At 67.1% G+C, this 25,528-nt stretch carries 22 protein-coding genes; 12 read left to right on the plus strand and 10 right to left on the minus strand.

The genetic code is table 11. From position 1 onward, the window contains the following. Window positions 1-99 precede the first annotated feature (99 nt). Window positions 100-990 carry a ribokinase gene (gene rbsK, locus ACFWZ4_RS08010; protein WP_439704194.1) on the plus strand — a complete coding sequence of 297 codons (891 nt, stop codon included), beginning with the start codon at window positions 100-102 and terminating at the stop codon, window positions 988-990. A 78-nt stretch (window positions 991-1,068) separates the two neighbouring features. On the opposite strand, the gene mnmE is transcribed toward rbsK, so the two are convergent. The 4 genes from mnmE to rpmH all read right to left on the minus strand — a co-directional run bounded on the left by mnmE (window position 1,069) and on the right by rpmH (window position 4,789). After that, window positions 1,069-2,409 carry a tRNA uridine-5-carboxymethylaminomethyl(34) synthesis GTPase MnmE gene (gene mnmE, locus ACFWZ4_RS08015; protein WP_439704195.1) on the minus strand — a complete coding sequence of 447 codons (1,341 nt, stop codon included), beginning with the start codon at window positions 2,407-2,409 and terminating at the stop codon, window positions 1,069-1,071. Window positions 2,410-2,503: 94 nt separating this feature from the next. Further along, window positions 2,504-4,198: a membrane protein insertase YidC gene (gene yidC / locus ACFWZ4_RS08020; RefSeq protein ID WP_439704196.1), complete on the minus strand. Its 1,695-nt coding sequence runs from the start codon at window positions 4,196-4,198 to the stop codon at window positions 2,504-2,506. 61 nt (window positions 4,199-4,259) lie between these two features. Further along, window positions 4,260-4,640: a ribonuclease P protein component gene (gene rnpA / locus ACFWZ4_RS08025; RefSeq protein ID WP_439704197.1), complete on the minus strand. Its 381-nt coding sequence runs from the start codon at window positions 4,638-4,640 to the stop codon at window positions 4,260-4,262. A gap of 14 nt (window positions 4,641-4,654) precedes the next feature. Continuing rightward, on the minus strand, window positions 4,655-4,789 hold the full coding sequence (rpmH, locus tag ACFWZ4_RS08030; protein WP_007510029.1) for a 50S ribosomal protein L34: 135 nt from the start codon (window positions 4,787-4,789) through the stop codon (window positions 4,655-4,657). 184 nt (window positions 4,790-4,973) lie between these two features. Here rpmH and dnaA point away from each other — a divergent pair, with 184 nt between their 5' ends. From dnaA to ACFWZ4_RS08075, 9 genes are all read left to right on the plus strand, one after another. Then, window positions 4,974-6,305 carry a chromosomal replication initiator protein DnaA gene (dnaA, locus tag ACFWZ4_RS08035; RefSeq protein ID WP_439704198.1) on the plus strand — a complete coding sequence of 444 codons (1,332 nt, stop codon included), beginning with the start codon at window positions 4,974-4,976 and terminating at the stop codon, window positions 6,303-6,305. 227 nt (window positions 6,306-6,532) lie between these two features. Beyond that, window positions 6,533-7,633, plus strand: a complete 1,101-nt coding sequence (gene dnaN, locus ACFWZ4_RS08040; protein WP_439704199.1) for a DNA polymerase III subunit beta — start codon at window positions 6,533-6,535, stop codon at window positions 7,631-7,633. Between the two features lie 87 nt (window positions 7,634-7,720). Beyond that, entirely contained in the window at window positions 7,721-8,800 is a 1,080-nt protein-coding gene (gene recF, locus ACFWZ4_RS08045) for a DNA replication/repair protein RecF (RefSeq protein WP_439704200.1), read from the plus strand. 65 nt (window positions 8,801-8,865) lie between these two features. Continuing rightward, complete coding sequence (gene gyrB, locus ACFWZ4_RS08050; protein WP_439704201.1) at window positions 8,866-11,280, plus strand: DNA topoisomerase (ATP-hydrolyzing) subunit B; 2,415 nt, start codon at window positions 8,866-8,868, stop codon at window positions 11,278-11,280. 294 nt (window positions 11,281-11,574) lie between these two features. Continuing rightward, window positions 11,575-12,876, plus strand: a complete 1,302-nt coding sequence (locus tag ACFWZ4_RS08055; RefSeq protein ID WP_439704202.1) for a tetratricopeptide repeat protein — start codon at window positions 11,575-11,577, stop codon at window positions 12,874-12,876. A gap of 205 nt (window positions 12,877-13,081) precedes the next feature. Then, a complete protein-coding gene (locus ACFWZ4_RS08060) occupies window positions 13,082-13,741 on the plus strand; it encodes an energy transducer TonB (protein ID WP_231322583.1) in 660 nt (219 codons plus the stop codon). Window positions 13,742-13,795: 54 nt separating this feature from the next. After that, entirely contained in the window at window positions 13,796-14,563 is a 768-nt protein-coding gene (locus ACFWZ4_RS08065) for a MotA/TolQ/ExbB proton channel family protein (RefSeq protein ID WP_231326085.1), read from the plus strand. 10 nt (window positions 14,564-14,573) lie between these two features. Next, the gene (locus tag ACFWZ4_RS08070; protein WP_231322580.1) at window positions 14,574-14,987 is read left to right on the plus strand and encodes an ExbD/TolR family protein; all 414 of its coding nucleotides are present in this window, start codon (window positions 14,574-14,576) and stop codon (window positions 14,985-14,987) included. Between the two features lie 4 nt (window positions 14,988-14,991). Continuing rightward, window positions 14,992-15,399, plus strand: a complete 408-nt coding sequence (locus ACFWZ4_RS08075) for an ExbD/TolR family protein (protein WP_439701097.1) — start codon at window positions 14,992-14,994, stop codon at window positions 15,397-15,399. Between the two features lie 175 nt (window positions 15,400-15,574). Here ACFWZ4_RS08075 and ACFWZ4_RS08080 read toward each other — a convergent pair whose 3' ends face one another. The 3 genes from ACFWZ4_RS08080 to acs form a co-directional block, all read right to left on the minus strand. Continuing rightward, on the minus strand, window positions 15,575-16,318 hold the full coding sequence (locus tag ACFWZ4_RS08080) for a pyridoxine 5'-phosphate synthase (RefSeq protein WP_439704203.1): 744 nt from the start codon (window positions 16,316-16,318) through the stop codon (window positions 15,575-15,577). A 43-nt stretch (window positions 16,319-16,361) separates the two neighbouring features. Further along, entirely contained in the window at window positions 16,362-17,003 is a 642-nt protein-coding gene (locus ACFWZ4_RS08085; RefSeq protein ID WP_439704204.1) for a 4'-phosphopantetheinyl transferase family protein, read from the minus strand. A 112-nt stretch (window positions 17,004-17,115) separates the two neighbouring features. Then, complete coding sequence (acs, locus tag ACFWZ4_RS08090; protein ID WP_439704205.1) at window positions 17,116-19,056, minus strand: acetate--CoA ligase; 1,941 nt, start codon at window positions 19,054-19,056, stop codon at window positions 17,116-17,118. A 110-nt stretch (window positions 19,057-19,166) separates the two neighbouring features. On the opposite strand from acs, the gene ACFWZ4_RS08095 reads away from it, so the two are divergent. Next, window positions 19,167-20,252, plus strand: coding sequence for a PA0069 family radical SAM protein (locus tag ACFWZ4_RS08095; protein ID WP_439704206.1), 1,086 nt, complete (start codon window positions 19,167-19,169; stop codon window positions 20,250-20,252). 9 nt (window positions 20,253-20,261) lie between these two features. Here the strand turns inward: ACFWZ4_RS08095 and ACFWZ4_RS08100 are convergent, their stop codons facing one another. Further along, window positions 20,262-21,947, minus strand: a complete 1,686-nt coding sequence (locus ACFWZ4_RS08100; RefSeq protein WP_439704207.1) for an ABC1 kinase family protein — start codon at window positions 21,945-21,947, stop codon at window positions 20,262-20,264. Window positions 21,948-22,143: 196 nt separating this feature from the next. Between ACFWZ4_RS08100 and ACFWZ4_RS08105 the strand changes: the two genes are divergently transcribed. After that, window positions 22,144-22,320, plus strand: coding sequence for a hypothetical protein (locus tag ACFWZ4_RS08105; protein WP_231322566.1), 177 nt, complete (start codon window positions 22,144-22,146; stop codon window positions 22,318-22,320). Window positions 22,321-22,358: 38 nt separating this feature from the next. Here ACFWZ4_RS08105 and ACFWZ4_RS08110 read toward each other — a convergent pair whose 3' ends face one another. Beyond that, a complete protein-coding gene (locus ACFWZ4_RS08110; protein ID WP_439704208.1) occupies window positions 22,359-24,377 on the minus strand; it encodes a S9 family peptidase in 2,019 nt (672 codons plus the stop codon). Window positions 24,378-24,551: 174 nt separating this feature from the next. After that, window positions 24,552-25,493, minus strand: a complete 942-nt coding sequence (locus ACFWZ4_RS08115; protein WP_439704281.1) for a patatin-like phospholipase family protein — start codon at window positions 25,491-25,493, stop codon at window positions 24,552-24,554. Window positions 25,494-25,528 lie beyond the last annotated feature (35 nt).

Raw genomic sequence — 25,528 nt, forward strand, 5'->3', positions numbered from 1 at the left:
AGGCCCGACGGGCCGGCCAGCCTGGCATTCAGGGCGATACCGGCGCTACCAAGCGCGCCCCACCGCTATGCTTCGGGCATTGTCCCGGAAGGAAAGTGCATGACCCGCCGCATCGTCGTCGTCGGCAGCATCAACATGGACCTGGTGACCCAGGCACCGCGTTTCCCGCAACCGGGCGAGACGTTGCTTGGCACGGGTTTCGTGACCGTGTCCGGGGGCAAGGGCGCCAACCAGGCGGTGGCTGCGGCGCGGCTCGGGGCCGCGGTGGCGCTGGTCGGCGCGCTGGGCCGCGATGCCTTCGGCGATCAGCTGCACGCCGGCCTGCGCCAGGAAGGCGTGGACCTGGCGCACGTGCACCGGCTGGCCGATGAGGCCAGCGGCACCGCTTCGATCACGGTCGCCGGCGGCGAGAACCAGATCGTGGTGGTGCCGGCGGCCAATGCCGACGTTACGCCGGCGCACGTGGAGGCCGCGCGCGAAGTCGTCGCACGCGCGGACGTCGTGCTGGTACAGATGGAGATTCCGCTGGATGCCATCGAAGCGACCCTGCGCCTGGGGCACCGGCTGGGCGTGCCCGTGATCCTCAACCCGGCGCCCGCCCGGCCGCTGCCGAGCGAATGGCTTGCCATGGCACGTTACGCCACGCCCAACCAGCACGAGCTGGCCGTGTTGCTCGGTGCCGACCCGGCGGAGGATTTCCGCGCGTTGATGAGCCGTGCGCCGTGCCCGGTAGTGCTTACCCGCGGCAGCGAAGGCGCCTGGTACCGCGAGCAGGGCGAGCCGACCCATCAATCCGGTTTCGAGGTCGAGGTGGTCGACAGCACCGGGGCCGGCGACACCTTCAACGCCGCACTGGCGGTCTTCCTGCACGAAGGCCTGCCGCAGGCGGTGCGCAAGGCCTGTGCCGCCGCCGCCTTGGCGGTAACGCGGCTGGGCGCGCAGCAGGGCATGCCGCGCGGACAGCAACTGGACGCCTTCCTCGGTCGATAGCGGAGCGCGCAACAACGCAGCGCTGGCGGGCCGGCTGCCGGCGATCTTCACCGCTGTGTCTTCACCGCTGTGGCCGCGCTACTTGCCGATGCAGAAGCTGCCGAAGATCGCGCCGAGCAGGTCGTCGCTGGTGTAGCTGCCCGTGATCTGGCCAAGCGCGTGCTGGGCATGGCGCAGGTCCTCGGCGGCGAGTTCGCCGGCGCGAATGGTGGCCAGGGTCGCCGCCGCGTGGTCGAGGTGGGCCTGGACGCTTTCGAGCGCCGCCACGTGGCGACGGCGGGCGCTGAAAGCGCCTTCGCCGCCGCCCAAGCCGGCGCGGGTCTTCAGTTCCGCGCGCAGCAGGTCGAGGCCTTGGCCGGTACGTGCCGAGATCCATAGATGCAGCAAGCCGTCGCGCGTCTCCGCGCAGGGCGGCAGCGCGTCGAGGTCGATCTTGTTGACGACGACCAGGCGCGCGACATTCGCTGGCAATTCGTCGAGCAAGCCAAGGTCGGCGCTGGCATGCGCCGCGTCGGTGACCAGCAGCACGAGGCCGGCACGGACCAGTTCCGCGCGGGCGCGGCGCACGCCTTCGCGCTCGACCTCGTCCTCGGTGTGGCGCAGGCCGGCGGTGTCGGCCAGTTCCAGCACAGCGCCGTCCAGCCGCACGGTCTCGCGCAGCACGTCCCGGGTGGTGCCGGCGATTGGCGTGACAATGGCGCGCTCGCTCTGCGCCAGCGCGTTGAGCAAGCTGGACTTGCCCGCGTTGGGTCGGCCGACGATCGCGACGTTGAGGCCGTCGACAAGGCGCACGCCTCGGCGGGTTTCGACCAGCAGTTCAGCCAGCTGCGCGCGCAACGCGTCGAGCTGGGATGCGATAGCCGGGTCGGCAAGGAAATCGATTTCCTCTTCCGGAAAATCGATCGCGGCCTCCACATGCACGCGCAGCGCGATCAGCGCATCGAGCGTCGCATGGACGCGTCGCGAGAATGCGCCTTCCAGCGAATGCAAGGCGGCACGCGCGCCGGCTTCGGATCGCGCGGCAATGAGGTCCGCCACCGCTTCGGCCTGGGCGAGATCCAGCTTGCCGTTGAGGAACGCCCGCTCGGTGAACTCGCCCGGGCGCGCCAGCCGCGCGCCAAGCGCGCACACGCGTCTCAGCAACAGGTCCAGCAGCACGACGCTGCCGTGACCCTGTAGTTCGAGCACGTGCTCGCCGGTGTAGGAATGCGGTGCCGGGAAGTGCAGCAGCAAGCCGCGGTCGATCAGTGTGCCGTCACTCCCTTGGAACGAGGCCAGGTGCGCGTGGCGCGGGTCGGGAGCACGACCGAGCAGCGCCTGCGCGATGGCCGGCACGCGCGGCCCCGAAACGCGCACCACGCCGATGCCGGCCGCGCCGGGGGCGCTGGCGATCGCGGCGATGGTGTCGGTATCGGTCAAGGCGGGAACCGTAAGGTGGGCATCTGCCCACCGCAAGCCACGGGGAAGGTGTGAGTGGAAGATGGGCCGAAGCCCACCCTACGCTCACTCGTACTCAGGCCTTCGCCTTGGCCTCGGCGTTCTCCACCTTGTGCGTGATGTACCACTGCTGGCCTAGGCTGACCATGCCGTTGACCACGTAGTACAGGCACAGGCCGGCCGGGAAGAAGGCGAACAGCACCGCGAAGATCAGCGGCATGAACTTCATCATCTTCGCCTGGGTCGGGTCCATGCCGGTGGCCGGCATCAGGTACTGCTGGCCCAGCATCACCAACGTATAGACCGCCGGCAGCACGAAGAACGGATCGGGCGCGGACAGGTCGTGGATCCAGCCGACGAACGGCGCCTGGCGCAGCTCCACGCTCTCGCGCAGCACTTCGTACAGGCCGTAGAAGATCGGGATGGTGATCAGCACCGGAAGGCAGCCGGTCATCGGATTGACCTTCTCCTTCTTGTACAGCTCCATCATCGCCATCTGCATTTTCTGCTTGTCGTCGCCGAAGCGCTCCTTGAGCGAGGCCACGCGCGGCTGCAGCTTGCGCATCTTGGCGCTGGAGCGGTACTGCGCGGCAGTGAGCTTCCAGGTCAGGCCCTTGATGATCAGTACCAGCAGGATGATTGCCACGCCCCAGTTGCCGCTGACCTTCTCCAGCCACGACAGCAGCGCGTGCATCGGCTGGGCGATCACGGTGAACACGCCGTAGTTCGTGGCCAGCGCCAGGCCCGGGGCTACCGAATCGAGCGTGCTTACCAGCTTCGGACCGATGTACAGGCGCGCGCCGGTGGTCTGACTCTGGCCCGGCGCCACGGTAAGCGCGGGGCTGACGGCACGGATCAGGTAGGTCGGATGGTCGCCCCCGGCGTTGACCACGTCGGTGCTGTAGGTGGCCTTCTGTTGCGCGGGCGGAATCCACGCAGCGAAGAAGTAGTGCTGGAGCATCGCGGCCCAGCCGCCGGCGAAGGATTGCTGCAGCGCGTCCTCCTGGAACTTGTCGAACTTCAGCGACTGGAAGTGATCCTCGGGACTGTACCAACCTGCGCCGAAGAAGCTGGCGGCCGACGGGTCGGTCATGTTCTGCAGCCAGCTGGTGTGCTCCTGGCGCGGCGCGCGCTGCAGCTGCTCGTAGGCACTGCCCTGCCAGGGCGTGCTGCCGGTGTTGTCGATGCGCTGGTCGAGCCCGACCACATACTGGCCGCGCTTGAGCGTGTAGGTCTTGGTGACCTTGATGCCGTCCTGCTGCCAGGTCAGGTCGACCTTCACCTGGGGCATGCCGTTGGCCAGCTCGGTGTGCGCCTGCGCCGACTGGAAAAGCGCACGGTGGTCCGGCGCCGGACCGGTGGCGCTGACCAGGCCGCTCTGGGCGACGAAGTATTTGTCCGGCGTATCGACCAGCAGGCGCACCGGGGGCTGCTCGGGATGCTTGCGGGTGACCGGCTCGGCCGGGTAGGCGAGCAGGTCGGCGCGTACCACGCTGCCGCCGCGGGTATCGATGGTCAGGCGAAGGACGTCGTTGCTGATGGTGATCAGCTGGCCGGCGGCCACACTGGTCGGCACGCCGCTGGCGATCGCCGGGATGGCGGTAGCGGCGACGCCGGGCACGGAGTGATCCGCCGCCGGCGCGTCCGCGCTGGTTGCGGCGACCGGGGCGGTCGGCGCCGGGGCCGGCGCGTAGTCCTTCTCCCAGGCCATCCACAAGAGATAGGCCACGGCCATCAGGGCAAACAGGAGAAACGTGCGCGTCTGGTTCATCGCGGGGCAATTCCGGTGGCACCGCGAGCTTGAGCCGCGGAGGGACAGGAGAAAAAAGAGGTCAACACGCGATTGTGCCGGTGCCTTCGATGGGCTTCAACGGCGGCAGCCGGCGCCACAGGGCGTCGAGTTCGATCAGCAGTTCCGCGCCGGGGACGGTGGCAGCCGCTTCGCGCGCCATCACGACCAAGTCGATCGGCGGCAATTCGAGGCGGGCGCGGCGGAACGATTCGCGCACCAGCCGCTTGATCCGGTTGCGCTCGACCGCGCGCTTGGACACGCGCTTGGATATGGCCAGGCCCAGTCGGGCGTGGTCGAGTCCGTTCGGGCGCCAGCGCACAGAAAAACAGCGGCCGCCGAGGCGGCCGCTGGCTTGACGCAGAGCGGCGAAGTCGCCGGCACGGCGAACCCGCGCGTCGCGCGGCAGGCCGGCGGCAGGCATGACGGTGACGCCGCTTACGGGATGAGGCGCTTGCGACCCTTGGCGCGACGGGCGTTGAGCACCTTGCGGCCGTCGGCGGTCGCCATGCGGGCACGGAAGCCGTGGGTGCGGGCGCGCTTGAGCTTGCTCGGCTGGAAGGTCCGCTTCATGGCTTTAGCTCCAGAAGATAAGTCGACAAAAAGGTTGGAAATTATGGAGCCTGTGTGGAGGCGCTGTCAAACCGCCCTGATGCGGCCTGTGGACATCGCTGGGGATATGCTGGGGGTTGGCTGCTAGACTTGCCGGTCCACCCTGCGCTTCCGGGCGCCCCTTCGTCGGTCAAGAATTATCCCAATGAGTGATTTGTGGCGGCGCTGCCTTGAGCGTCTGGAAAGCGAGCTGAGCGCCGAGGAGCTGCATACCTGGCTCATGCCGCTGCAGGCTCGCGAGGATGACGCCGGCGTGCAGCTGTTCGCGCCCAACCCGTACACGCTCGAGACGGTGCGCGAGCGCTTCCTGGCGCGGATCGAGACGGTGCTGGGGCAGCTGGCCGGGCGCGATTGCCCGGTGCGCATCGAGGTGGGCTCCAGCTCGCCGCGCCCCGCGCGGCCTGCCGCCACACCCAAGGCCGCGGCCGTGGAAACGGCAGCGCCCGCGCCGGTGTTCCCGCACAACCTGGATCCTCACTACACCTTCGAGACCTTCGTCGAGGGCAAGTCGAACCAACTAGGCAAGGCCGCCGCCATGCAGGTGGCGATGAACCCCGGCCGCGCCTACAACCCGCTGCTGCTCTACGGCGGAACCGGCCTGGGCAAGACCCACCTGATGCACGCCGCCGGCAACCTGATGCGCGAGCGCAACGGTGGCTGCAAGGTGATGTACCTGCGCTCGGAGCAGTTCGTCGGCGCCATGATCGAGGCGCTGCGCACCAAGAACATGGACCAGTTCAAGCAGCGCTTCCGTTCGGTCGATGCGCTGCTGATCGACGACATCCAGTTCTTCGCCGGCAAGGACACCACGCAGGAGGAGTTTTTCCACACCTTCAACGCCTTGTTCGAATCCAAGCAGCAGATCATCCTGACCTGCGACCGTTACCCGAAGGAGGTGGACAAGCTCGAGCCGCGCCTGAAGTCGCGCCTGGGCTGGGGCCTCTCGGTGGCGATCGAGCCACCGGACTTCGAGACGCGCGCGGCGATCCTGCTGTCCAAGGCGCAGGATAAGGGCGTGGCGGTGAGCGAGAACGTGGCGATGCTGCTGGCCAAGCGCATCCGCTCCAACGTGCGTGACCTGGAAGGCGCGCTCAACACGCTCGCCGCGCGCGCCAACTTCTACGGCAAGCCCATCACCACCGACTTTGCCGAGGAAACACTGCGCGACCTGCTGGCCACCCACGCCCAGGCGGTGACGGTGCCCAATATCCAGAAGATCACCGCCGAGTATTTCAACGTGCGCCTGCAGGACCTGTTGTCCAAGCGACGCGTGCGTTCGTTGGCGCGGCCGCGGCAGATCGCGATGGCGCTGTCCAAGGAGCTCACCGAGCACAGTTTGCCGGAGATCGGCGAGGCGTTCGGCGGGCGCGACCACACTACTGTCCTGCACGCCTGCCGCACCATCAGGAAGCTGTGCGAGACCGACGCACGCATGCGGCAGGACTGGGAGCAGCTCATTCGCGTGCTGACCGGCTAAGCGCTTGAAAAGCCATGGCCCAAGCTGTGGATAATAGGTGGATGACTCGGCGACTGAATTTATCCACAATCGACCCACAACCGGGCAGCACGGTTGGGCACAGGCGAGAATGCATGCAATCCCTTGATTTCAAAGGGAAAGACAAAAAATAAAAGATATCCACCGCGCCAACTACTACTACCGTACTTCTTTTAAAAAACAGAACAGCAGTTAGGGGAAGCCCACTCATGCAATTCAGCATCCAACGAGAAGCGTTGCTCAAGCCGCTGCAGCAGGTGGTGGGCGTGGTCGAACGGCGGCAAACCTTGCCGGTACTTGCCAACCTGCTGGTTAAAGTTGTTGATGGCCGCGTATCGCTGACCGGCACGGACCTCGAAGTGGAGATGGTTGCCACCACGGCCGCGGAGCAGTTGGGCGATGGCGAAATCACCATCCCAGCCCGCAAGCTCTTCGACATCGTGCGCGCATTGCCCGACGGCGTACGCATCGACCTCAAGCTCAACGGCGACCGCGTGGCCATGACCGCCGGGCGCAGCCGTTTCACCCTGGCCACGCTGCCGGCCAGCGAGTTTCCGACCATCGACGAAATCGAGCTGGTCGAACGCGTTAGCCTGCCCGAGGAAGTACTGCGCGACCTGATGGAGCGCACGGCCTTCGCCATGGCCAACCAGGACGTTCGCTATTACTTGAACGGCATGTTGCTGGACCTGCAGGAGCACACGCTTCGATGCGTTGCCACCGATGGCCATCGCCTGGCGCTCAAGGAGACCAAGCTCGAGAGCAAGGTCGCTGCCCGGCGTCAGATCATCATCCCGCGCAAGGGCGTGAACGAGCTGGTCGGCCTGTTCGAAACCGGCGACGGGCAGGTGGAGCTGGAGTTCGGCCGCAACCATCTACGCGTGCGCCGCGGCGATGTGGTGTTCACGTCCAAGCTTATTGATGGCCGGTTCCCGGATTACGAGGCGGTGATTCCGCTGGGCGCCGACAAGCGCGCGACGCTGGATCGCGAGGTGCTGCGCGGTGCGCTGCAACGTGCGGCCATCTTGTCGAACGAGAAATACCGTGGCGTGAAACTCGAGCTTTCCCCCGGCAAGCTGCGAATCGTGGCGCACAATCCGGAGCAGGAAGAAGCAGTCGAGGAAGTCGAAGCCGACACGGTGGTTTCTGATCTTGCCGTGGGCTTCAACGTGGGCTACCTGCTCGATGCGTTGGCCGCGCTGAAGGGCGAGCGTGCCCGCCTGAATTTGCGTGATGCGCAGTCCAGCTGTCTGGTGCAGGAGGACGACAACGATCTTTCGCGCCACGTGATCATGCCCCTGCGGCTGTGACCGCATGAGGGTCGGACGACGTAAGGTCGCCCTGCAACGCCGGAGCCGTCGCAAGACGCTCCGGCGTTGTTCGTTGCGGGGTTCCGTATGAAGTTCGAGCGCCTGCGCATCCAGGGGTTGCGCTGCCTGACCGACGTGTCGGTGGAGTTGGGCGAGGGCATCCACCTCTTCGTCGGGCCCAATGGGGCCGGGAAAACGAGCGTTCTGGAGGCGGCCTATCTCCTGTCGCATGGTCGCTCGTTCCGGAGCGGGGCCCGCGAAGCGCTGACGCAGCGCGGTGCCCCATCGCTTGCCGTTTTCGCGGAGATCCTTGGAAGCGATGGCCTCCCGCGGCGCTTGGGGCTGGGGCGGGAAAGTGCCCGATGGGAGGCCCGCCTGGATGGCGGAGACGTACCGCTGGGTTTGCTTGTGCAGGCCTGCGCGGTGGTGTGTTTCGAGCCAGGGTCCCACGCGCTGATTGCTGGTGCGGCCGACGAGCGCAGGCGCTTCCTCGACTGGGGCGTGTTCCACGTGGAACAGGACTTCCTCGGAGCATGGCGTCGATATCAGCGCGCCTTGAAGCAGCGCAACGCGCTGTTGCGCGTGGGAACCCCTGGCCCGGACGCGCTCTATGCGCCGTGGGAGCGCGAGTTGGGGGACATGGCGGCCATCATCGATGGCTATCGCCAAAAATACCTTGAGCGCTTGTTGCCGATGCTGAGAATCGTCGCAGGCTCCCTGTTGCCTGAACTCGGCCACGTCGCTCTGCGGTACCGCAGAGGCTGGACCGAGGATGTGGGGCTGGCCGATGTGCTGGCCGAACAGCGGGGCCGGGATCTGGCGCGAGGCCATACGACGGCGGGTGTGCACCGCGCTGATTGGTCGCTCTCGTTCGAGCATGCACCTCTACGTGAGCACCTCTCACGGGGTCAGGAAAAGTTGACGGCACTCACCTGCCTGCTCGCTCAGGCCGAGCTTCATGCCGACTACCGCGGCGATTGGCCGGTCGTCTGTCTGGACGACCTTGCCTCGGAACTCGACCTGGCGCACCAGGCCGCGGTCGTCGAGCGCCTGGCAGCCGTGGGCGCCCAGGTGCTGGTCACGGGGACCGAATGCCCGGCCTCCCTCCAGTCCCGCGCGTGCCGCATGTTCCACGTGGAACAGGGGCAAATCCGCCCTCTGCTATAATTCCCTGATGGCTTTTCCCTCGCCGACGCTCGTCGGTGGTGGGGCAGCGCAGCAACGGGCAGGGCATGAACGCATCCTACGATTCGAGCAACATCAAGGTTCTCAAAGGCCTGGAAGCGGTGCGCAAGCGCCCGGGCATGTACATCGGCGACACGGATGACGGCACCGGCTTGCACCACATGGTGTTCGAGGTGGTCGACAACGCGATCGACGAAGCCCTCGCCGGATATTGCGACCACGTCATCGTCACCATCCTCGACGACGGCTCGGTCAGCGTGAGCGACAACGGCCGCGGCATCCCGGTGGATATCCACCCGGAGGAGGGCCGCTCCACCGCCGAAGTGGTGATGACCGTGCTGCATGCCGGTGGCAAGTTCGACGCCAACTCGTACAAGGTGTCGGGCGGCCTGCATGGCGTGGGCGTCTCGGTGGTCAACGCGTTGTCCTCGCACCTGTGGCTGACCATCCACCGCGATGGCAAGGAATATCAGCAGGAATACTCGTTGGGCGAGCCGTTGTATCCGCTGAAGGAGGTGGGTGACTCCACCCGTCGCGGCACCATCGTGCGCTTCTTGCCCAGCACCGAGACCTTTTCCAACATCGAGTTCCATTACGACGTGCTGGCCAAGCGCCTGCGCGAGCTGGCGTTCCTGAACTCGGGCGTCACCATCGACCTGAAGGACGAGCGAGGCGAAGGGCGCCACGATACCTACGCCTACGAAGGCGGTATCCGCTCGTTCGTGCAGCATCTGGCTCAGCTGAAGACCGCGCTGCATCCGAACGTGATTAGCCTGTCTGCCGAGCAGGACGGCATTACGATCGAACTGGCGATGCAGTGGACCGACTCCTACCAGGAGACGATGTTCTGCTTCACCAACAACATCCCGCAGCGCGACGGCGGCACCCACCTGACCGGCTTCCGCGCGGCACTGACCCGCTCGCTGCAGAACTACATCGAGAAAGAGGGGCTGGCCAAGAACGCCAAGGTCACGCTGTCGGGCGACGACATGCGCGAGGGCCTGATCGCGGTGCTCTCGGTAAAAGTGCCCGATCCGAAGTTCTCCTCGCAGACCAAGGACAAACTGGTCTCCTCCGAGGTCAAGACGGCGGTCGAGCAGGCCGTCAACGAGAAGCTCGGCGAGTTCCTGCTGGAGCATCCCAACGAGGCCAAATCGATTGCCTCGAAGGTGGTCGACGCGGCTCGCGCTCGCGAGGCCGCCCGCAAGGCGCGCGAGATGACGCGCCGCAAGGGTGCGCTGGACATCGCCGGCCTGCCGGGCAAGCTGGCCGACTGCCAGGAGAAGGACCCCGCGCTGTGCGAGCTGTTCCTGGTCGAGGGTGATTCGGCCGGCGGCTCGGCCAAGCAGGGCCGCAACCGCAAGACCCAGGCGGTGCTGCCGCTGAAGGGCAAGATCCTCAACGTCGAGAAGGCGCGCTTCGACAAGATGCTGTCCTCGGCCGAGGTCGGCACGCTGATCACCGCGCTGGGCACCGGCATCGGCAAGGAGGAGTACAACCCGGACAAGTTGCGCTACCACCACATCATCATCATGACCGATGCGGACGTGGACGGCTCGCACATCCGCACGCTGCTCTTGACCTTCTTCTACCGCCAGATGCCCGAACTGATCGAGCGCGGACACGTCTACATCGGCCTGCCTCCGCTCTACAAGCTCAAGCAGGGCAAGCAGGAGCTGTATCTGAAGGACGATGCGGCGCTCAATGCCTACCTGATCTCCAGCGCCGTGGACGGTGCCGAACTGGTGGCCGACCCGCATGCGCCGGCGATCAACGGCGAGCGGCTGGAAAAGCTGCTGCGCGACTACCAGACGGCACTGGACCAGATCGAGCGACTAGGTCATCGCTTCGACGCGAACGTGCTTTCGGCCATGCTTGAGCATCCGCCGATCGGCCCGGCGTTGTGGACGGACGAGTTGGCGATGAAGAGCTGGCTGGAGGTGCTGTCCGGCCGCCTGGCGGCCAGTGGCCTGGGCAAGCCGCGCTACCGGCTGGCCCTGCGCCCGGCACACGAACAGCAGCCGGCCGCGATCGAAGTGGTGCGCGAGCAGCACGGCCTGTCGCATACCTGGCTGCTGCCGCAACCGTTCTTCGCCAGCGCGGAGTTCCGCCCCATCCTGACCGTCAGCCAGCAGCTGTCCGGCCTGATCCAGCCCGAGGCGGTGGTGCGGCGGGGCAATGCGTCGCGCGGCGTCGTTTCCTTCGCCGAGGCCCGTGCCTGGTTGCTGGACGAGGCCAAGAAGGGCCGCAGCATCCAGCGCTTCAAGGGTCTGGGCGAAATGAATCCGGAGCAGCTGTGGGAGACCACCGTCAACCCGGAAACCCGGCGCATGCTGCAGGTAGGCGTTGAGGATGCGATCGCCGCCGACCAGATGTTCTCGATGCTGATGGGGGAGGCGGTCGAACCGCGTCGCGACTTCATCGAGGCGAACGCGCTCAAGGTCGCCAATCTGGACATCTGAACCCGACGCTGCCGCGTTCCGCGCGGCGGCGTTTTCTTTGATCGCGTCAGCTAGCGTAATAATACGTTCACCAAAGCCACAGCGCAGGCGCGCTTCAATCGGCGTTAGCGACCTCTTCCCCGTCATGACATGAATTTGCCGGAAAATTTTCATCCGGCATGGCAACGTAGCTGCAAGCTATTGATTTGCCTAGCGCTTCCATGTGGCAGTGCGACTTGTTATCGCCTGCCTGCTCGCGGTACGCTCAACGATCCCCCGCACTGCTTGTGCGAAAAACCTTACATGAGGACTGCCATGAAGCATGTTCCCTTCCTCAAGCTGTTGAGCGGCACCGCGCTCGCGTTGGCGCTGGTCAGCAGCCCGGCGATCGCTCGTGACCGTCATGGCGACCAGGCTTCCAAGGACACCAAGCAGGCGCTCTACCCGAATGCCACTCGCGAGGAACCCAAGCTCGACCTCAAGAGCGAGAAGGAGCAGAAGGCGCTCAACGAGGGTCTCGAGGCGGTCAACGCCGGCGACAAGGCGAAGGCGATGCAGTTGCTGCAGCCGATTGCCCAGGACGCCGACAGCAAGTACGCCAAGTCGCTCGCGCTGCAGGGAATCGCCAATCTCAAGTACAACGACGGCGACCTGAAGGGCGCCATCAGCTCGCTCAAGCAGGCGCTGGACATCGGCGTGCTGCCGAACGACACGTTCTTCCAGCTTGAGTACGAACTGGCCCAGTTCTACCTTGCCGACGAGCAGTACCAGCAGTCGATCGACACCGTCGAGAAGTGGCGCACCGAGGGTAAGCGCGAGACGGCCGAGTCCTATGCGCTTGAAGGCAACGCCTACTACCGCCTGGAGAAGTACCCCGAAGCGATCACCGCGATGAAGAAGGCGATGTCGATGACTGACAAGCCGGAGAGCTCGTGGAACCAGATCCTGATGGCGGCCTATTCCGAGTCGGGCCAGTCCGACCAGGCCGCGCAGCTCGCCCAGCAGCAACTGGCAGCGAACCCGAACGATTCGACCGCCATGAACAACGCGGTGGCCGTGCTGATGCAGGCGCAGAAGTACCCGGAAGCCATCGACCTGATGGAGAAGGTGCGCGCCAGCGGCAACCTGAAGGACGAAAAGCAGTACGTGAACCTGGCCAAGCTCTATCTGATCACCGGCCAGAACAGCGACGACCCCAAGCCGGGCGCGAAGAAGGCCGAGGCGGCGCTTGAAGACGGCATGGCCAAGGGCGTGGTGTCCTCCAGCTACGACAACCAGAAGCTGCTTGGCGATGCCGCCTATATCGCCGGTGACGAGTCCAAGGCGATCGCCGCGTACAAAAAGGCGATCCCAATGGCTAGCGACGGCGAGGCTGCGCTGCGCGCCGGCCAGCTGTTGCTGGGCCAGCAGAAATACAGCGACGCCAGGACGCTCATCAAGCAGGCCATCGACAAGGGCGTGCAGCACAAGGGCACGGCCTACATGATGCTGGCCGAGGCCGAGCGCGGCCTCAAGAACAAGCCGGGCGCCATCACCGCCATGAAGCAGGCGGCGCAGGATCCGGAGACCGCCGCCAAGGCAAAGGCCTGGCTGAAGCAGGCAGGAGCCGGCAAGTAAGGGCTCTGGCGAACGCATCCGCGAGGCCGGATGGACGTCCATTTGGCGGCCTCACGGGTGCTATACAAACGCCATGGCCTGTTGTACCGTTGAGAACCCTTTTCCCGCGCATGTCCAGTGGCAGATGTCACCCTGTTGGGTCGAGATTTGCCGTTCGATGCTGCGACCCCGCCTTTCCCGATTGACTAGCTCCAGAAAGTGACAGATGGCCTCGAGTAACGAAGAAACCGGCCGCGCGCCGTTCAGTTGGAGGCGCACCTGGGCGTTGGCTGTTGCCATCGCGCTGCATTCGTTTGCATTCCTGCTGCTGATCGCGCCGCCGGCGCCTCCGAAGCAGGATCAGGCGAAGAAGGAGCGCATCGTCCAGGTGAACTTCATCGAGCCGCCGCCGCCGCCGCCGCCCCCGCCGCCGCCGCCGCCGGAACCGCCGAAGCAGCCGCCGCCGAAAATCATCCAGCAGGTGACGCCGCCGCCGACCCCGCCGCCGCCGGCTCCGCCGCCGGCCGTGGAGGAAGCGACGACCAATCCGATCCCGGCCCCGCCGCCGGCGCCGCCGGCTCCCCCGGCGCCGCCTTCGGATATCACGGCCAGCCAGGACATCAGCTACAACAACCGCATTCAGCCCCGCTATCCGCCGCAGGCGATTCGCCAGCGTCACGAGGGCACGACTACGCTGTTGATCCTGGTGGGCACGGACGGTAGCCCCAAGGACATCAAGGTCGAGACCTCCAGTGGCTATCGCGAGCTGGATCGCGCGGCGATTGAAGCGGCCAGGAAATGGCGCTTCAATCCGGCCATCAAGAATGGTCAGAAGACCGAAGGCTACGTTCGCGTTCCCGTCGCCTGGAATCTCAACCAGCTGTAACCGAAGGTTACAGTCCACCAGTTCACGCCTGACATCTCTAAAGGTAGCGTCATGATGTTCCTACAAACTGCACCGACCCAAGGCGGCACCTCGAACGCCGAAGCCATGAAGCACATGGGTTTCGGGGACCTGATCCACAACTTCGACCCGCTCGGCTGGATCGTGTTCATCACGCTCGTGGTGATGTCCTTCGCATCCTGGTACTTCATCATCGCCAACGCGATCCGCAACGCCATGGTCCGCTCGCGCGCCGAGAAGGTGATTTCCAATTTCTGGAACACCGCCTCGACGCAGGAAGCGATCCGTGAGCTGGAAGCCCAGCCCAAGGGCGAACCCTTCTCGAAGATCGCGCTGGACGCCGCCTCGGCGGTCGCCCACCACCAGCAGGCCACTGCGGCCGCCGTCGGTGGTGGCCGCCTGGCCGAATCGCTGAGCCGCTCGGAGTTCATCGACCGCGCCCTGCGCCAGGCGGTGGCCCGCGAGAGCCTGCGACTGGAAGGTGGCATGACGCTGCTCGCCACCGTCGGCTCGTCCGCACCGTTCATCGGTCTGCTCGGTACCGTGTGGGGCATCTACCACGCGCTGATCAAGATCTCCGCGTCGGGCAACGCCTCGATGGAAGCGGTGGCCGGTCCGGTGGGTGAGGCGCTGATCATGACCGCGTTCGGTCTGTTCACCGCGATCCCGGCCGTGCTCGCGTACAACTTCTTCAACCGCTCGAACCGCATGACCTACGCGCAGTTCGACGAGTTCGCGCACGACCTGCACGACTTCTTCGCCACCGGTTCGCGTGTCGAAGGCGTGGCGCCGACCCAGAAGTGAGGCTTGACCCATGGCAATGAGTACCGGAGGCAATTCCGGCGGCCCGATGTCGGAAATCAACGTCACGCCGCTGGTCGACGTGATGCTGGTGCTGCTGATCATCTTCATGATCACCGCGCCGCTGATGTCGCACCGGATCATCGTGCCGTTGCCGAACGCCAATCCCAAGGCGCCCGATACCGGCTACGTTGAACCCATGGATGTGGCCCTGAAGCAGGATGGATCGATGTACCTCAACGACGCCGAGGTGACCGAGGCGGAGTTGAAGGCACAGTTCGCGGTGGCGGCGTCCAAGACGCCGCAGCCGGAAATCCAGCTTCGCGCGGACAAGGACACGGAGTACAAGTACGTCCGCAAGATCCTTACCGACGCGAAGGCAGCAGGCATGGTCCATGTCGGCTTCATGACGACCGGCAAGGAGTAGGACGATGGCTTTCAGTTCCGGAAACACCAGCGGCCCGATGGCCGACATCAACGTCACGCCGCTGGTCGACGTGATGCTGGTGCTCTTGATCATCTTCATGATCACGGCGCCGATGCTCACCCATAAGGTGAAGATCGACCTGCCGCAACCGAACCCCAACATCGTCCAGCCGGAAAATCCGCTCGAGCCCATCCGGCTCAAGATCGATCGCGCCGGCGCGCTGTACTGGAACGACACGCCGGTCGACGAGCTGGGCCTGAAGGCACAGATGGCGGTCATCGCGCAGCAGACCAACCAGCCGGAAATCCAGATCAATGCGGACGACGGCGTGGCTTACGAGTCGGTCGCCCGTGTGCTGGCCGACGCCAAGAGCTACGGGTTGACCAAGATCGGCTTCACCGAGGCGCAATGATCTCAGGCGGATCAACGCTACCGGCAAACCCCCGCGCAAGCGGGGGTTTTGCTTTTGGAAGAGCGCATGCTCGGCGCGAAGGTCCCGCAAGGCGGTAGGGTGGGCTTCAGCCCACCTTCGCTGATTCGCCAGCGTGCGGTGGGCTGAAATCCATCCGGCGGAAAGCCTCGAGCGTTCAGCGCAGGATTTGCAGGTACCGTCGCACCGTCGACGCCAGCCCGTTGTACAACGCCTCGCCGATCAGGGCATGCCCGATCGATACTTCGGCCAGGCCCGGAATGGCTGCCTTGAAGCCGCCCAGGTTGGCCTGGTTGAGATCGTGTCCGGCGTTGACCGCCAACCCCGCCTGCTGCGCTCGCCGTGCGGTGTCCGCGCAGGCGGCCAGGGCATCGCGGGCGTCGCCTTCGGCGAACGCTTCGGCATACGGACCGGTGTAGATCTCGATGCGCTCTGCACCGATCGCCACCGCCTGTTCGAAGCCCTTGGTTCCGACGTCCACGAACAGGCTCACCCGGCAACCGATCTCGCGCAGCTCCGCCACCAGCGGGCGCAGCCGTTCGCAGTCGACGGCGAGATCGAAACCATGGTCGGAGGTGATCTGGCCGTCGCTGTCGGGCACCAGCGTGACCTGCGCGGGACGTACCTCGCGGGCCAGCGCGACCAGTCCCGGATACAGGCCACGGGCGGGCGCGAAAGGGTTGCCTTCGATGTTGTACTCGACCTTGCCACGCAGCATCGCGGCCAGCGCGCGCACGTCGTCGGGGCGCACATGGCGCAGGTCGGGCCGCGGGTGCACGGTGATGCCGCCGCAGCCCGCTTCGATGCAGGTATGCGCGGCGCGCAGGATGTCCGGTTCGGTGCCGCCGCGGGAGTTGCGCAGCACGGCGATCTTGTTGAGGTTGACGCTGAGCAGGGTCATGGACGCCGTTGAGCGGAACTAGGGACCGGAAACACTGCGCCGATCAACCGGCGTCGGCAAGTACCCACTGCCGGATGCCGCGGGACGGACCCCGCCACGCGATGGCTGCCCTGTGCCCGGGACCTGCGTCCACCGAATGCAATTGCCAGGCGCCGGCGTCCTCGTTCGCCAGCTGCAGCAGTTCCGGATCGCCCGTGTCCAGGCCGATTTCCAGCCGGTGCAGGCCGAACGCCAGGCCACGTCCGAGCGCCTTCAACACGGCTTCCTTGGCGGTCCACAGTGCGAGAAACGCTTCATCGCGCTGGTCGACCGGCTGCGCGGCCAGCCACGCGGCCTCGACGGGATGGAAATAGCGCTTCGCGAGCTCCAGCGCACGGGGTCGCGGGCGCAGGCGCTCCACGTCGATCCCGGGCGCGACACGGCGAGCGAGGGCCACCAGGGCGCAGTCGCCGCTATGCGACCAGTTGAACTCCAGCGCGCCCGCCTGCGCGGGCGCGAGGTGCGGTCGCCCATAAGGCCCGTCGACCAGCTGGACGGCATCGGGGGACACGCCGAGATAGCTTCCGAGCAGCGCCACCAGCGGCGCGCGGCGGCGGCCGGCATCGTAGGACAGACGCCACACGTGCAGCGTCTGGTCATCCAGCTGGGCCGCAACGGCAGGAACGTCGGTAGGCGGAATCGGCATCCACGGACGGTAGCATCAGCCGGCGGCGCGACGAAGCTACCGGATTTTTTCGAGAGCCTTGGGCCCGACCACGCTGCCGGCGGCCGCGCCCCAGGGGCGCTCTTGCAAGCAGCTACCTGACCAGCCGCTCGTCCACGAGCTTCTGCACCACGCTCGGATCGGCCAGGGTGGAAATATCGCCCAGCGCCTCGGGCTGGTTCTCGCCGATCTTGCGCAGGATGCGCCGCATGATCTTGCCCGAGCGCGTCTTGGGCAGCGACGGCGCCCATTGCAGGTAATCAGGCGTGGCGATCGGACCGATCTCCTTGCGCACCCAGGCCACCAGTTCCTTGCGCAGCTCCTCGCTGCCGTCCTCGCCAGCGACCAGGGTAACGTAGGCGTAGATGCCCTGGCCCTTGATCTCGTGCGGGCAGCCGACGACCGCCGCCTCCGCCACCTTCGGATGCGCTACCAGCGCGCTTTCGACCTCGGCGGTGCCGATGCGGTGGCCCGAGACATTGATCACGTCATCCACGCGGCCGGTGATCCAGTAATAGCCGTCCGCGTCACGACGCGCGCCATCGCCGGTGAAATAGTTGCCCGGATAGGCGCTGAAGTAGGTGTCGATGAAGCGCTGGTGGTCGCCGTAGACCGTGCGCATCTGGCCCGGCCAGGAATCGGTGATCAACAGATTGCCCTCGGCCGCGCCCGCCAGCACCTGCCCGCCGGCATCGACGATCGCCGGCTCGATGCCGAAGAAGGGCAGCGTGGCCGAGCCGGGCTTGGCGTCGACCGCGCCCGGCAGCGGCGTGATCAGGATGCCGCCGGTCTCGGTCTGCCACCAGGTGTCCACCACCGGGCAGCGCTCGTCACCGACCACGCGCCAGTACCATTCCCAGGCCTCCGGATTGATCGGCTCGCCCACCGTGCCGAGCAGGCGCAGGCTTGCGCGCGAGGTTTTCTTCACCGGCGCCTCGCCCTCGCGCATCAGCGCGCGGATCGCCGTGGGCGCGGTGTAGAACAGCGTCACCCGATGCTTGTCGATCACCTGCCAGAAGCGGCTGCAATCGGGGTAGCTAGGGACGCCGTCGAACATCACCGTGGTCGCGCCGTTGGCGAGCGGGCCGTACACCACGTAGCTGTGGCCGGTGACCCAGCCCACGTCGGCCGTGCACCAGTAGACGTCGTCCTCGCGCAGATCGAATACGCATTCGTGCGTGTAGCTGACGAAAACCAGGTAGCCGCCGGAGGTATGCAGCACGCCCTTGGGTTTGCCGGTGGAACCGGAGGTGTAGAGGATGAACAGCGGGTGCTCGGCTTCCACCGGTTCGGCCGGGCAGTCGGCGCCCTGGCCGTCCATCAGCACGTGCCAGTACCGGTCGCGCGGCGATTGCATCGCCACCGCGGCGCCGGTGCGGCGCACCACCACGACCGTTTCCACGCTGCTGGTGCCGGGGCGCTCCAGCGCCTCGTCGACGTTCGTCTTCAGCGGGATCTTCCTGCCGCCGCGCACGCCCTCGTCGGCGGTCACCACCAGCTTGCATTGCGAGTCGGCGATGCGCCCAGCCAGCGAATCGGGCGAGAAGCCGCCGAACACGACCGAGTGGATCGCGCCGATGCGGGCGCAGGCCAGCATCGCGATGGCCGCCTCCGGAATCATCGGCAGGTAGATCGCCACGCGATCGCCCTTGGCCACGCCCAGGTGCTTCAGGGTGTTGGCGAACTTGCACACTTCCGCGTGCAGCTCGCGGTAGCTGATGCGGCGCGATTCGTTCGGGTCGTCGCCTTCGAAGATGATCGCGGTCTTGTCGCCGCGCTCGGCGAGATGCCGGTCCAGGCAGTTGGCCGCCACGTTGAGCGTGCCGTCGCCGTACCAGCGGATGTGCAGGTCGGCCGGATCGAAGGACACGTCCTTGACCTGCGTGGGCGCCTTTGCCCAGTCCAGGCGCTGCCCCACCTTCGCCCAGAAGCCCTCCGGGTCGCGCATCGACTCGGCATACAGCCGCTCGTACTCGGCCCTGTCGATGCGCGCCTTGGCGGCGAAGGCAGCCTGGACCGGATGGAGCGTGGACATGGGGACATCTCCTCGGTGGACGCAAGGTTTGGACGTCCGAGTGTAGCTTCGCCCGCGCAAAGCTGCGTGGGGTCGCGTTGCCTGAGACGCCGGCGCGCTAAATTGGACCGATGTCCGAACCACCGCCGCACGCCATCAAGGGCCGGGGCGCCGCTTCCAATCCGGAAGGGCGGTTCGAGAGCGTGCGCCGTCATGCCGAGGACGACGGCTGGCAAAGCCTGCTGCTGGATGCCGACGCGCCCCGCCCACGCACCGAAGTCACCGAGGAACGCGCGCGCAGCGTGATCAGCCGCAACGACTCGCCGGACATTGCCTTCGACCAGGCCATCAACCCCTACCGCGGCTGCGAGCACGGTTGCATCTACTGCTACGCGCGGCCTTCGCACAGCTACCTCAACCTCTCGCCCGGCCTCGACTTCGAAACGCGGCTGCGCGCCAAGGGCAATCTTGCCGAGGTGCTGCGCGCGGAGCTGGGAAAGCGCGGCTACGTGCCCAGCCCGATCAACATCGGCAGCAACACCGACCCCTACCAGCCGGTGGAAAAGCGCTGGCGGTTGACCCGCGCCGCGCTGGAACTGCTGGCCGAGTGCCGCCATCCCTGCACCATCGTCACCAAGAACGCACTGATCGAGCGCGACCTGGACGTGCTGGCCGCGATGGCGCGCGACCGGCTGGTGCAGGTGTTCATCTCGGTCAATTCGCTGGACAACCACCTGGCGGCCAAGCTCGAGCCGCGCGCCAGCGCGCCGCACCGGCGCATCCGGGCGATCGAAGCGCTGGCCGGGGCCGGCGTGCCGGTCGGCGTACTGGTCGCGCCGATCATTCCCGCGCTCAACGACCGCGACATGGAAGCGGTGCTGGAGCAGGCACATGCCGCGGGGGCCAGCTGTGCCGGCTACACCGTGGTGCGGCTGCTTTACGAGCTGAAGACGCTGTTCCGCGAGTGGCTGGCGCTGCACGCGCAGCAGCGCGCCGAGCACGTGATGAGCCTGATCCAGCAGATGAATGGCGGACGCGACTACGACAGCGACTTCCGCACGCGCATGCGCGGGCAAGGCGTATTCGCGCAGCTGCTCAAGCGGCGCTTCGAGGTGGCGTGCCGCCGGCACGGCTTCGGTCGCGCGCGCGGACTGGAGCTGGATACCTCGCGCTTCGTGCCGCCGCGCATGGCCTCGCCGCAAGGCTCGTTGTTTTGACGAGTCGCTCTAGTCCGGCGGCGGGTTGGCGGCCCGCTCCACCTTGCCGTCGCGGCGCAGCGCGCTGACCACCAGGCTCAGGCCCAGTACCGTTGCCACCGCGATGAACAGCACCGCCAGGATCGGTAGCCCGAACAGCCTCGGGCCGCTGTCCATGCGCGAGGTCAGCGCGCCGCCGATCACCAGAGCTGCCACGATCACCCCGGTGCTGATCCGGTTGGCGATCTTCTGCAGGCTTTCCATCATGTGCGACTCTTCCAGCCCGTCCACGCGCACGCGCAGGCGGTTCTGCGCCAGCGTGCGCAAGATCGCCGCCACGTGCTGCGGGGTATGGCGCGCCAGCTCCTGCATGTCCAGCCACTCCGTCGCGAGGTTGGCCGGGGACAGCGTGCCCAGGGCCTGTCGCCTGAGCACTTGCTGCAGGTGCTGCTCGACCACGCTGCGGGTGTCGATGGTCGGATCGAGTGCGCTGGTGACCGCCTCCAGATTGAGCAGCGTCTTGCCCAGGATGGAGAGTTCCGCCGGCGGGCGCAGGCCGCAGGAAGCGCCCACGCGGGCCAGCTCCAGCACCAGCCGGCCCTCGGAAAACTGCCGGCTCGAGTTGTGCAGGCCGACGTAGCTGGCGATCAGCTGCTCAACCTGGCGCCGGTAAAGATTGCGGCGGAAGTCCTCCAGCGCGGTGCCCATCGTTTCGCTGATGTCGCCGACCTGGTCGCCGTTGCCGGATATGGCGCCGATCATCAGCTTGAGCAGCAACTGGCGCGTGCGCGGCACCAGCCGTACCACCATCCCCAGGTCGAACAGCGCCAGGCGCTGGTCCTCCATCAACAGCACGTTGCCCGGGTGCGGGTCGGCATGTACCAGGCCGTGGAGGAACACCTGGTCGAGATAGGCGCGCAGCAGTTCGCGCGCCTGCTCGTGCAGCGGATGCTCGATGCGACGCAATGCGGGAATGTGGGTGACCTTGATGCCGTGCACGCGCTGCATGGTCAGGACGCGCGTGGTGGTGAAGTCGGCCAGCGGCAGCGGCACGTAGAGCGTGTCGTAGTCGCGCAGGTTCTCGGCGAAGCGGCGCAGGTTCTCCGCCTCCAGCTCGAAGTTGATCTCGTTGGCCAGGCTGTGGCGCAGTTCGCTGACCAGTCCGACGAACCCGTAGCGCCGGCCCACGTCGGTCATGCGGTCGGCCGCGCCGGCGAGCTTCTCCAGAATCGCCAGGTCCTCGCGCAGGGTCTGCGCGATGTTCGGGCGCTGGACCTTGAGCACCACCTCGCGGCCGTCGTGCAGCGTGGCCGCGTGCACCTGGGCGACCGAGCCGGCTGCCAGCGGCCGGTCATCGAAGCGGGCGAACAACGTGCCGATGCGCGCGCCCAGTTCGGCCTCGACGATCTCGCGGATCTCGGCCACCGGCACCGGCACCACGTCGTCCTGCATCCGTTCCAGTTCGGCGATGTAGGGCGCAGGCACCATGTCCGGCCGCGTGGACAGCGCCTGGCCCACCTTGATGAAGGTGGGTCCCAGCGCTTCGAGGTCGTCGACGAACTGCTTGGGCTGGCCCGGCCTGAACGCCTCTTCCTCGTCCGCCAGCGCCGCCTCCTGGATGTCCAGTTCCAGTCCGCTGAACAGGCCGGCCTTGCGATAGCGCAGCAGGAACGCGCCGATGCGGGCGTAGCGGGACAGACGGGTGGTTTCGTTCACGCCTTCGGGCTCCGTTGCTCCCACGCAGCGTGGAGCGGACGGCGGCAACGGCGCGTCAATGGGTTTGGACCGGGTTGGCGATCAGCCTGGGCGCCGGTCGCAGGCCGGAGTCGGAGGCGCCGCGCCCACGGCTTCACGCGCCGGTGATCGCCCAGCCGCTCTGCTTCCAATGGACCTACGCCACGGAGGCCACGCGATGTCCTCGTTCTCGCTCTACCTGGTCGGCATCATCGTGCTGATCGGCGGCCTGGCCTATGTCGCCTGGTTGATGCACGTGCCGCTGCAATGGATCGGTGCCGGCGTGATCGTGGTGTTCGGGTTGGGGATCCTGGGGGCGGTCAAGCACACGCAGCGGCGCGATCCGCCCAAATAGCGCGCCGGGCCGGGGAACGCCGGCCCGGCGTCACCGGCTCAGCGGACCGGAAGATACCTGGCGAACCACTCCAGTGCCCGCTGCAGCACGTCGCGCTGGTGCGCCGGATCGACGAAGTGATGGCCCTCGTCGGGGTACACCACCAGCGAGGTCGGCACGCCCTGCGCGCGCAGCGCATGCCAGTACTCGAACGACTGCGGCGCCGGGCACTCCGCGTCCCGATCGCCGACCACCACCAGCGTCGGCGTCTTCACCCGCCTGATGAAATTGATCGCCGAACTCCTGGCGTACACCGCCGGGTCGTCGTACACGGACGCGCCGAAGAACGGAATCATCCACTGGTCGATCAGGTTCTGCCCGTAATAGCTCTGCCAGTTGGCGATGCCCGCGCCGGCGACCACGGCGTGGAAGCGGTCGGTCTGCGTGGGCACGAACATGCTCATGAAGCCGCCGTAGCTCCAGCCGGTCAGGCCCAGCCGGTTGTCGTCCACCGGCAGCTTCTTCTCGATCGCGTCGATGCCGGCGAGGATGTCCGACAGGTCGCCGTAGCCGAAGTCCTTGCGGTTGGCCTGCACATAGGCCTCGCCCTGGCCGAAGCTGCCGCGCGGGTTGGGCTGGAAGACGAAGTAGCCGAGGTTGGAGAACGGCACGCTGCCGTAGCCGACGCCGGGCCAGCGCGGGATCACGGCGCTGGACGGGCCGCCGTGCACGCTGACGATCATCGGATAGGTCTTCTTCGGATCGTAGTGCGCCGGATACAGCAGCCAGCCCTGCACGTGGCGGCCGTCATGTTCCCACTCGACCGATTCGGCCTTGCCCCAGCTCGGGGCGAGCGCGGCGTTGATCGCAGTGACCGCGGGCGGTGCCGCGTCGCCGAGCGGACCGGCATGGACTTCCGCCGCGGCGGTGTAGGAGCTCTGCATGAACGCGATGCGCCGGTGGTCGGCCGACAGCGACATGCCCATCGAGGCGCTGCCGTCACCGATGCTGGCCGGCAGCGTAAAGTGCACGCGCTGCTGCGTGGCGCGTTGCGCATCGACCGCATAGTCGGCCAGCTGGCTGCGGCCGTTGCTGACCTGGCTGACCAGCAGCGTGCGGGGCGACGTCCAGGCGAACCACGACGGCGTGACGTGGATGCCCGGCGTAAGGTCGACCGTCGCGCCGCCCGTGGCCGGTACCGCGTAGAGGTCGCCGCCGGTGGCGCCCTGGTCGCTCATCAGGCCGCCGACGAAGACGATCCGCCGGCCGTCCGGCGACCAGCGCGGCAGCGCCAGCTGCAGGCGGTGCAACGGGCCGGCGGTGTTCGGGTCGACCAGGACGCGCGGTGCGGCGCCGGTCCGGGCATCCTGGGCGTACAGCCTGGCGATCCACCAGTTGTTGTCGCCGGGCGCGGGCGCCGCGACGTAGGCCAGCTGCCTGGCGTCCGGCGACCAGCTGAACTCGTAGACGTACTTGTCCGCGGGGCTGACCAGCGCCGGCGTGCCGCCGCTGGCGGGCAGCGTGGCGACACGCTGGATCTCCAGCCCCTCGACACCGACCTCGCCGACCTGCGGCTTCGCGGCGGCTACCGCGCTGGCGCGGCGGGTGGCGCCTTCGACATAGAGAAAGCCGAGCGTGCGGCCGTCGGCGGACCACGCCAGGTCATGCGCGTAGCCGTGCAGGTCGGCCAGCTGGTGCGGAGCGGCCTGGCTGGCGACATCGGCCGTATAGACGTCCATATCGCCCGCCTTGCCGCCGCAGTCGGACAGGAAGGCGAGGCGGCGGGAGTCGGGCGACCAGGCGATCTCCTCCTGCCGGCAGGGCGTGTCGCCCATCGCCACCGCGTGCGCGCCGGTGCCGTCGGCGCGGGCAAGCTGGATCATCGGCTTGCCGTGGCTGTCCACCACCCAGGCCAGCCGCTGGCCGTCGGGCGAGAGCTGCACGGCGTGGATCGCGCGGACCTTGCCGAGCTGGTCGAGCAGCTGGTCGATGCGTGGGTCGACCTTGCCGGGCGCAGCCGACGCCAGCGGGGCGAGGGCCAGGGTGATCAGGGGCAGGAGGCGCAGGGAAGGGGGCATGGGCCGCTCTCGCGAGGAAAGGGTCCACGCTAGCAGCGCATTGGCGGTCGCTCCAGTGCGGCCGGTCACAGCGTGCGGTCGTAGGAACGCACCTGCGCGCGACCACCACATCGAATCTCGCGGCGACGCGGGGCCGGCGTTCGCAGCAGCGGTGCGCTCCGACGGGACGTGCGGTCAGTGCGCGGCGATCGCCGGCACGGCAAGCCGCGCCGCGGCCAGCCGGGCGCGGATCAGCGGCATCGCCGCCAGCGCCGCCTTCTCGCCTTCCATGATCGCGCGCTCCTTCTGCGCGAAGTCGGCCGCGCCGATGTCGTTCACCCGCGGGCGGATCACCACGTCGGCGCGCGCCAGTTCCTGCGCACCCAGGTGCTGGCCCATGATCACCACCGATCGGCCGACGATGCCGAACATGTCGTCGGGCAACGTGCCGTCGCTTTGCGCGGAAATGTCCACCGCGATGACGAAGTCGGCACCGAGCTCGCGCGCGGCGTCGACCGGGACCGGGCTGACCACGCCGCCGTCGACATAATGCCGTCCGCCGATCGCCACCGGCTCGAACACGCCGGGCACGCTGCACGAGGCGCGCACGGCCTGGCCGGTGTCGCCGTGGCGGAACACCATGCGCTGGCCCGTCTCCAGTTCGGTGGCGACTGCCGCGAAGGGCAGCTTCAGCCGCTCGAGGGGGCGCTGGCGCACCAGGCCATCGACGTAGTCCTCCAGTTTCTTCCCCTGCACCAGGCCCCCGCTGAACAGCCGCACGTCGCGGATCGAGGCCTCGTCCAGCGAGATGGCCGCCTGCTGCATGGCGAAGGCGTCCATGCCGCTGGCATACAGCGCGCCGACCACGCTGCCGGCGCTGGTGCCGGCAACGACGTCGACGTGGATGCCGCTGGCTTCCAGCATCTTGATCACGCCGATGTGCGCGAAGCCCTTGGCCGCACCGCCACCCAGCGCCAGCCCCACCACCAGCTTGCGCGGTGGTGGCGGGGCGACCGGCGGCGGCTTGCGCACGGGTGCGCAGCCGACCAGGGCCACGGTCAACAGCAGCAGGAGGCTCAGGCGTCGGGCCATCGTCGTCAGTTCGGGAAGTCGGCGGGAAGCGTGCGGCAGGACGATGGCGAAACCGGGGCGGGACCGGGCAGGCGCACGGG

This window comes from Frateuria sp. GZRe12, assembly GCF_051900535.1.
Lineage (GTDB): Bacteria > Pseudomonadota > Gammaproteobacteria > Xanthomonadales > Rhodanobacteraceae > Frateuria_A.

What these genes read in the sequence shown, in the direction of transcription:
- recF (WP_439704200.1), top strand. Translation starts at nt 7,721, where the DNA reads ATGAAGTTCGAGCGCCTGCGCATCCAGGGGTTGCGCTGCCTGACCGAC.
- gyrB (WP_439704201.1), top strand. Translation starts at nt 8,866, where the DNA reads ATGAACGCATCCTACGATTCGAGCAACATCAAGGTTCTCAAAGGCCTG.
- dnaA (WP_439704198.1), top strand. Translation starts at nt 4,974, where the DNA reads ATGAGTGATTTGTGGCGGCGCTGCCTTGAGCGTCTGGAAAGCGAGCTG.
- ACFWZ4_RS08060 (WP_231322583.1), top strand. Translation starts at nt 13,082, where the DNA reads ATGGCCTCGAGTAACGAAGAAACCGGCCGCGCGCCGTTCAGTTGGAGG.
- ACFWZ4_RS08080 (WP_439704203.1), bottom strand. Translation starts at nt 16,318, where the DNA reads ATGACCCTGCTCAGCGTCAACCTCAACAAGATCGCCGTGCTGCGCAAC.
- rbsK (WP_439704194.1), top strand. Translation starts at nt 100, where the DNA reads ATGACCCGCCGCATCGTCGTCGTCGGCAGCATCAACATGGACCTGGTG.
- ACFWZ4_RS08085 (WP_439704204.1), bottom strand. Translation starts at nt 17,003, where the DNA reads ATGCCGATTCCGCCTACCGACGTTCCTGCCGTTGCGGCCCAGCTGGAT.
- ACFWZ4_RS08095 (WP_439704206.1), top strand. Translation starts at nt 19,167, where the DNA reads ATGTCCGAACCACCGCCGCACGCCATCAAGGGCCGGGGCGCCGCTTCC.
- ACFWZ4_RS08110 (WP_439704208.1), bottom strand. Translation starts at nt 24,377, where the DNA reads ATGCCCCCTTCCCTGCGCCTCCTGCCCCTGATCACCCTGGCCCTCGCC.
- ACFWZ4_RS08105 (WP_231322566.1), top strand. Translation starts at nt 22,144, where the DNA reads ATGTCCTCGTTCTCGCTCTACCTGGTCGGCATCATCGTGCTGATCGGC.
- ACFWZ4_RS08065 (WP_231326085.1), top strand. Translation starts at nt 13,796, where the DNA reads ATGTTCCTACAAACTGCACCGACCCAAGGCGGCACCTCGAACGCCGAA.
- rpmH (WP_007510029.1), bottom strand. Translation starts at nt 4,789, where the DNA reads ATGAAGCGGACCTTCCAGCCGAGCAAGCTCAAGCGCGCCCGCACCCAC.
- ACFWZ4_RS08055 (WP_439704202.1), top strand. Translation starts at nt 11,575, where the DNA reads ATGAAGCATGTTCCCTTCCTCAAGCTGTTGAGCGGCACCGCGCTCGCG.
- dnaN (WP_439704199.1), top strand. Translation starts at nt 6,533, where the DNA reads ATGCAATTCAGCATCCAACGAGAAGCGTTGCTCAAGCCGCTGCAGCAG.
- ACFWZ4_RS08070 (WP_231322580.1), top strand. Translation starts at nt 14,574, where the DNA reads ATGGCAATGAGTACCGGAGGCAATTCCGGCGGCCCGATGTCGGAAATC.
- yidC (WP_439704196.1), bottom strand. Translation starts at nt 4,198, where the DNA reads ATGAACCAGACGCGCACGTTTCTCCTGTTTGCCCTGATGGCCGTGGCC.
- rnpA (WP_439704197.1), bottom strand. Translation starts at nt 4,640, where the DNA reads ATGCCTGCCGCCGGCCTGCCGCGCGACGCGCGGGTTCGCCGTGCCGGC.
- ACFWZ4_RS08075 (WP_439701097.1), top strand. Translation starts at nt 14,992, where the DNA reads ATGGCTTTCAGTTCCGGAAACACCAGCGGCCCGATGGCCGACATCAAC.
- acs (WP_439704205.1), bottom strand. Translation starts at nt 19,056, where the DNA reads ATGTCCACGCTCCATCCGGTCCAGGCTGCCTTCGCCGCCAAGGCGCGC.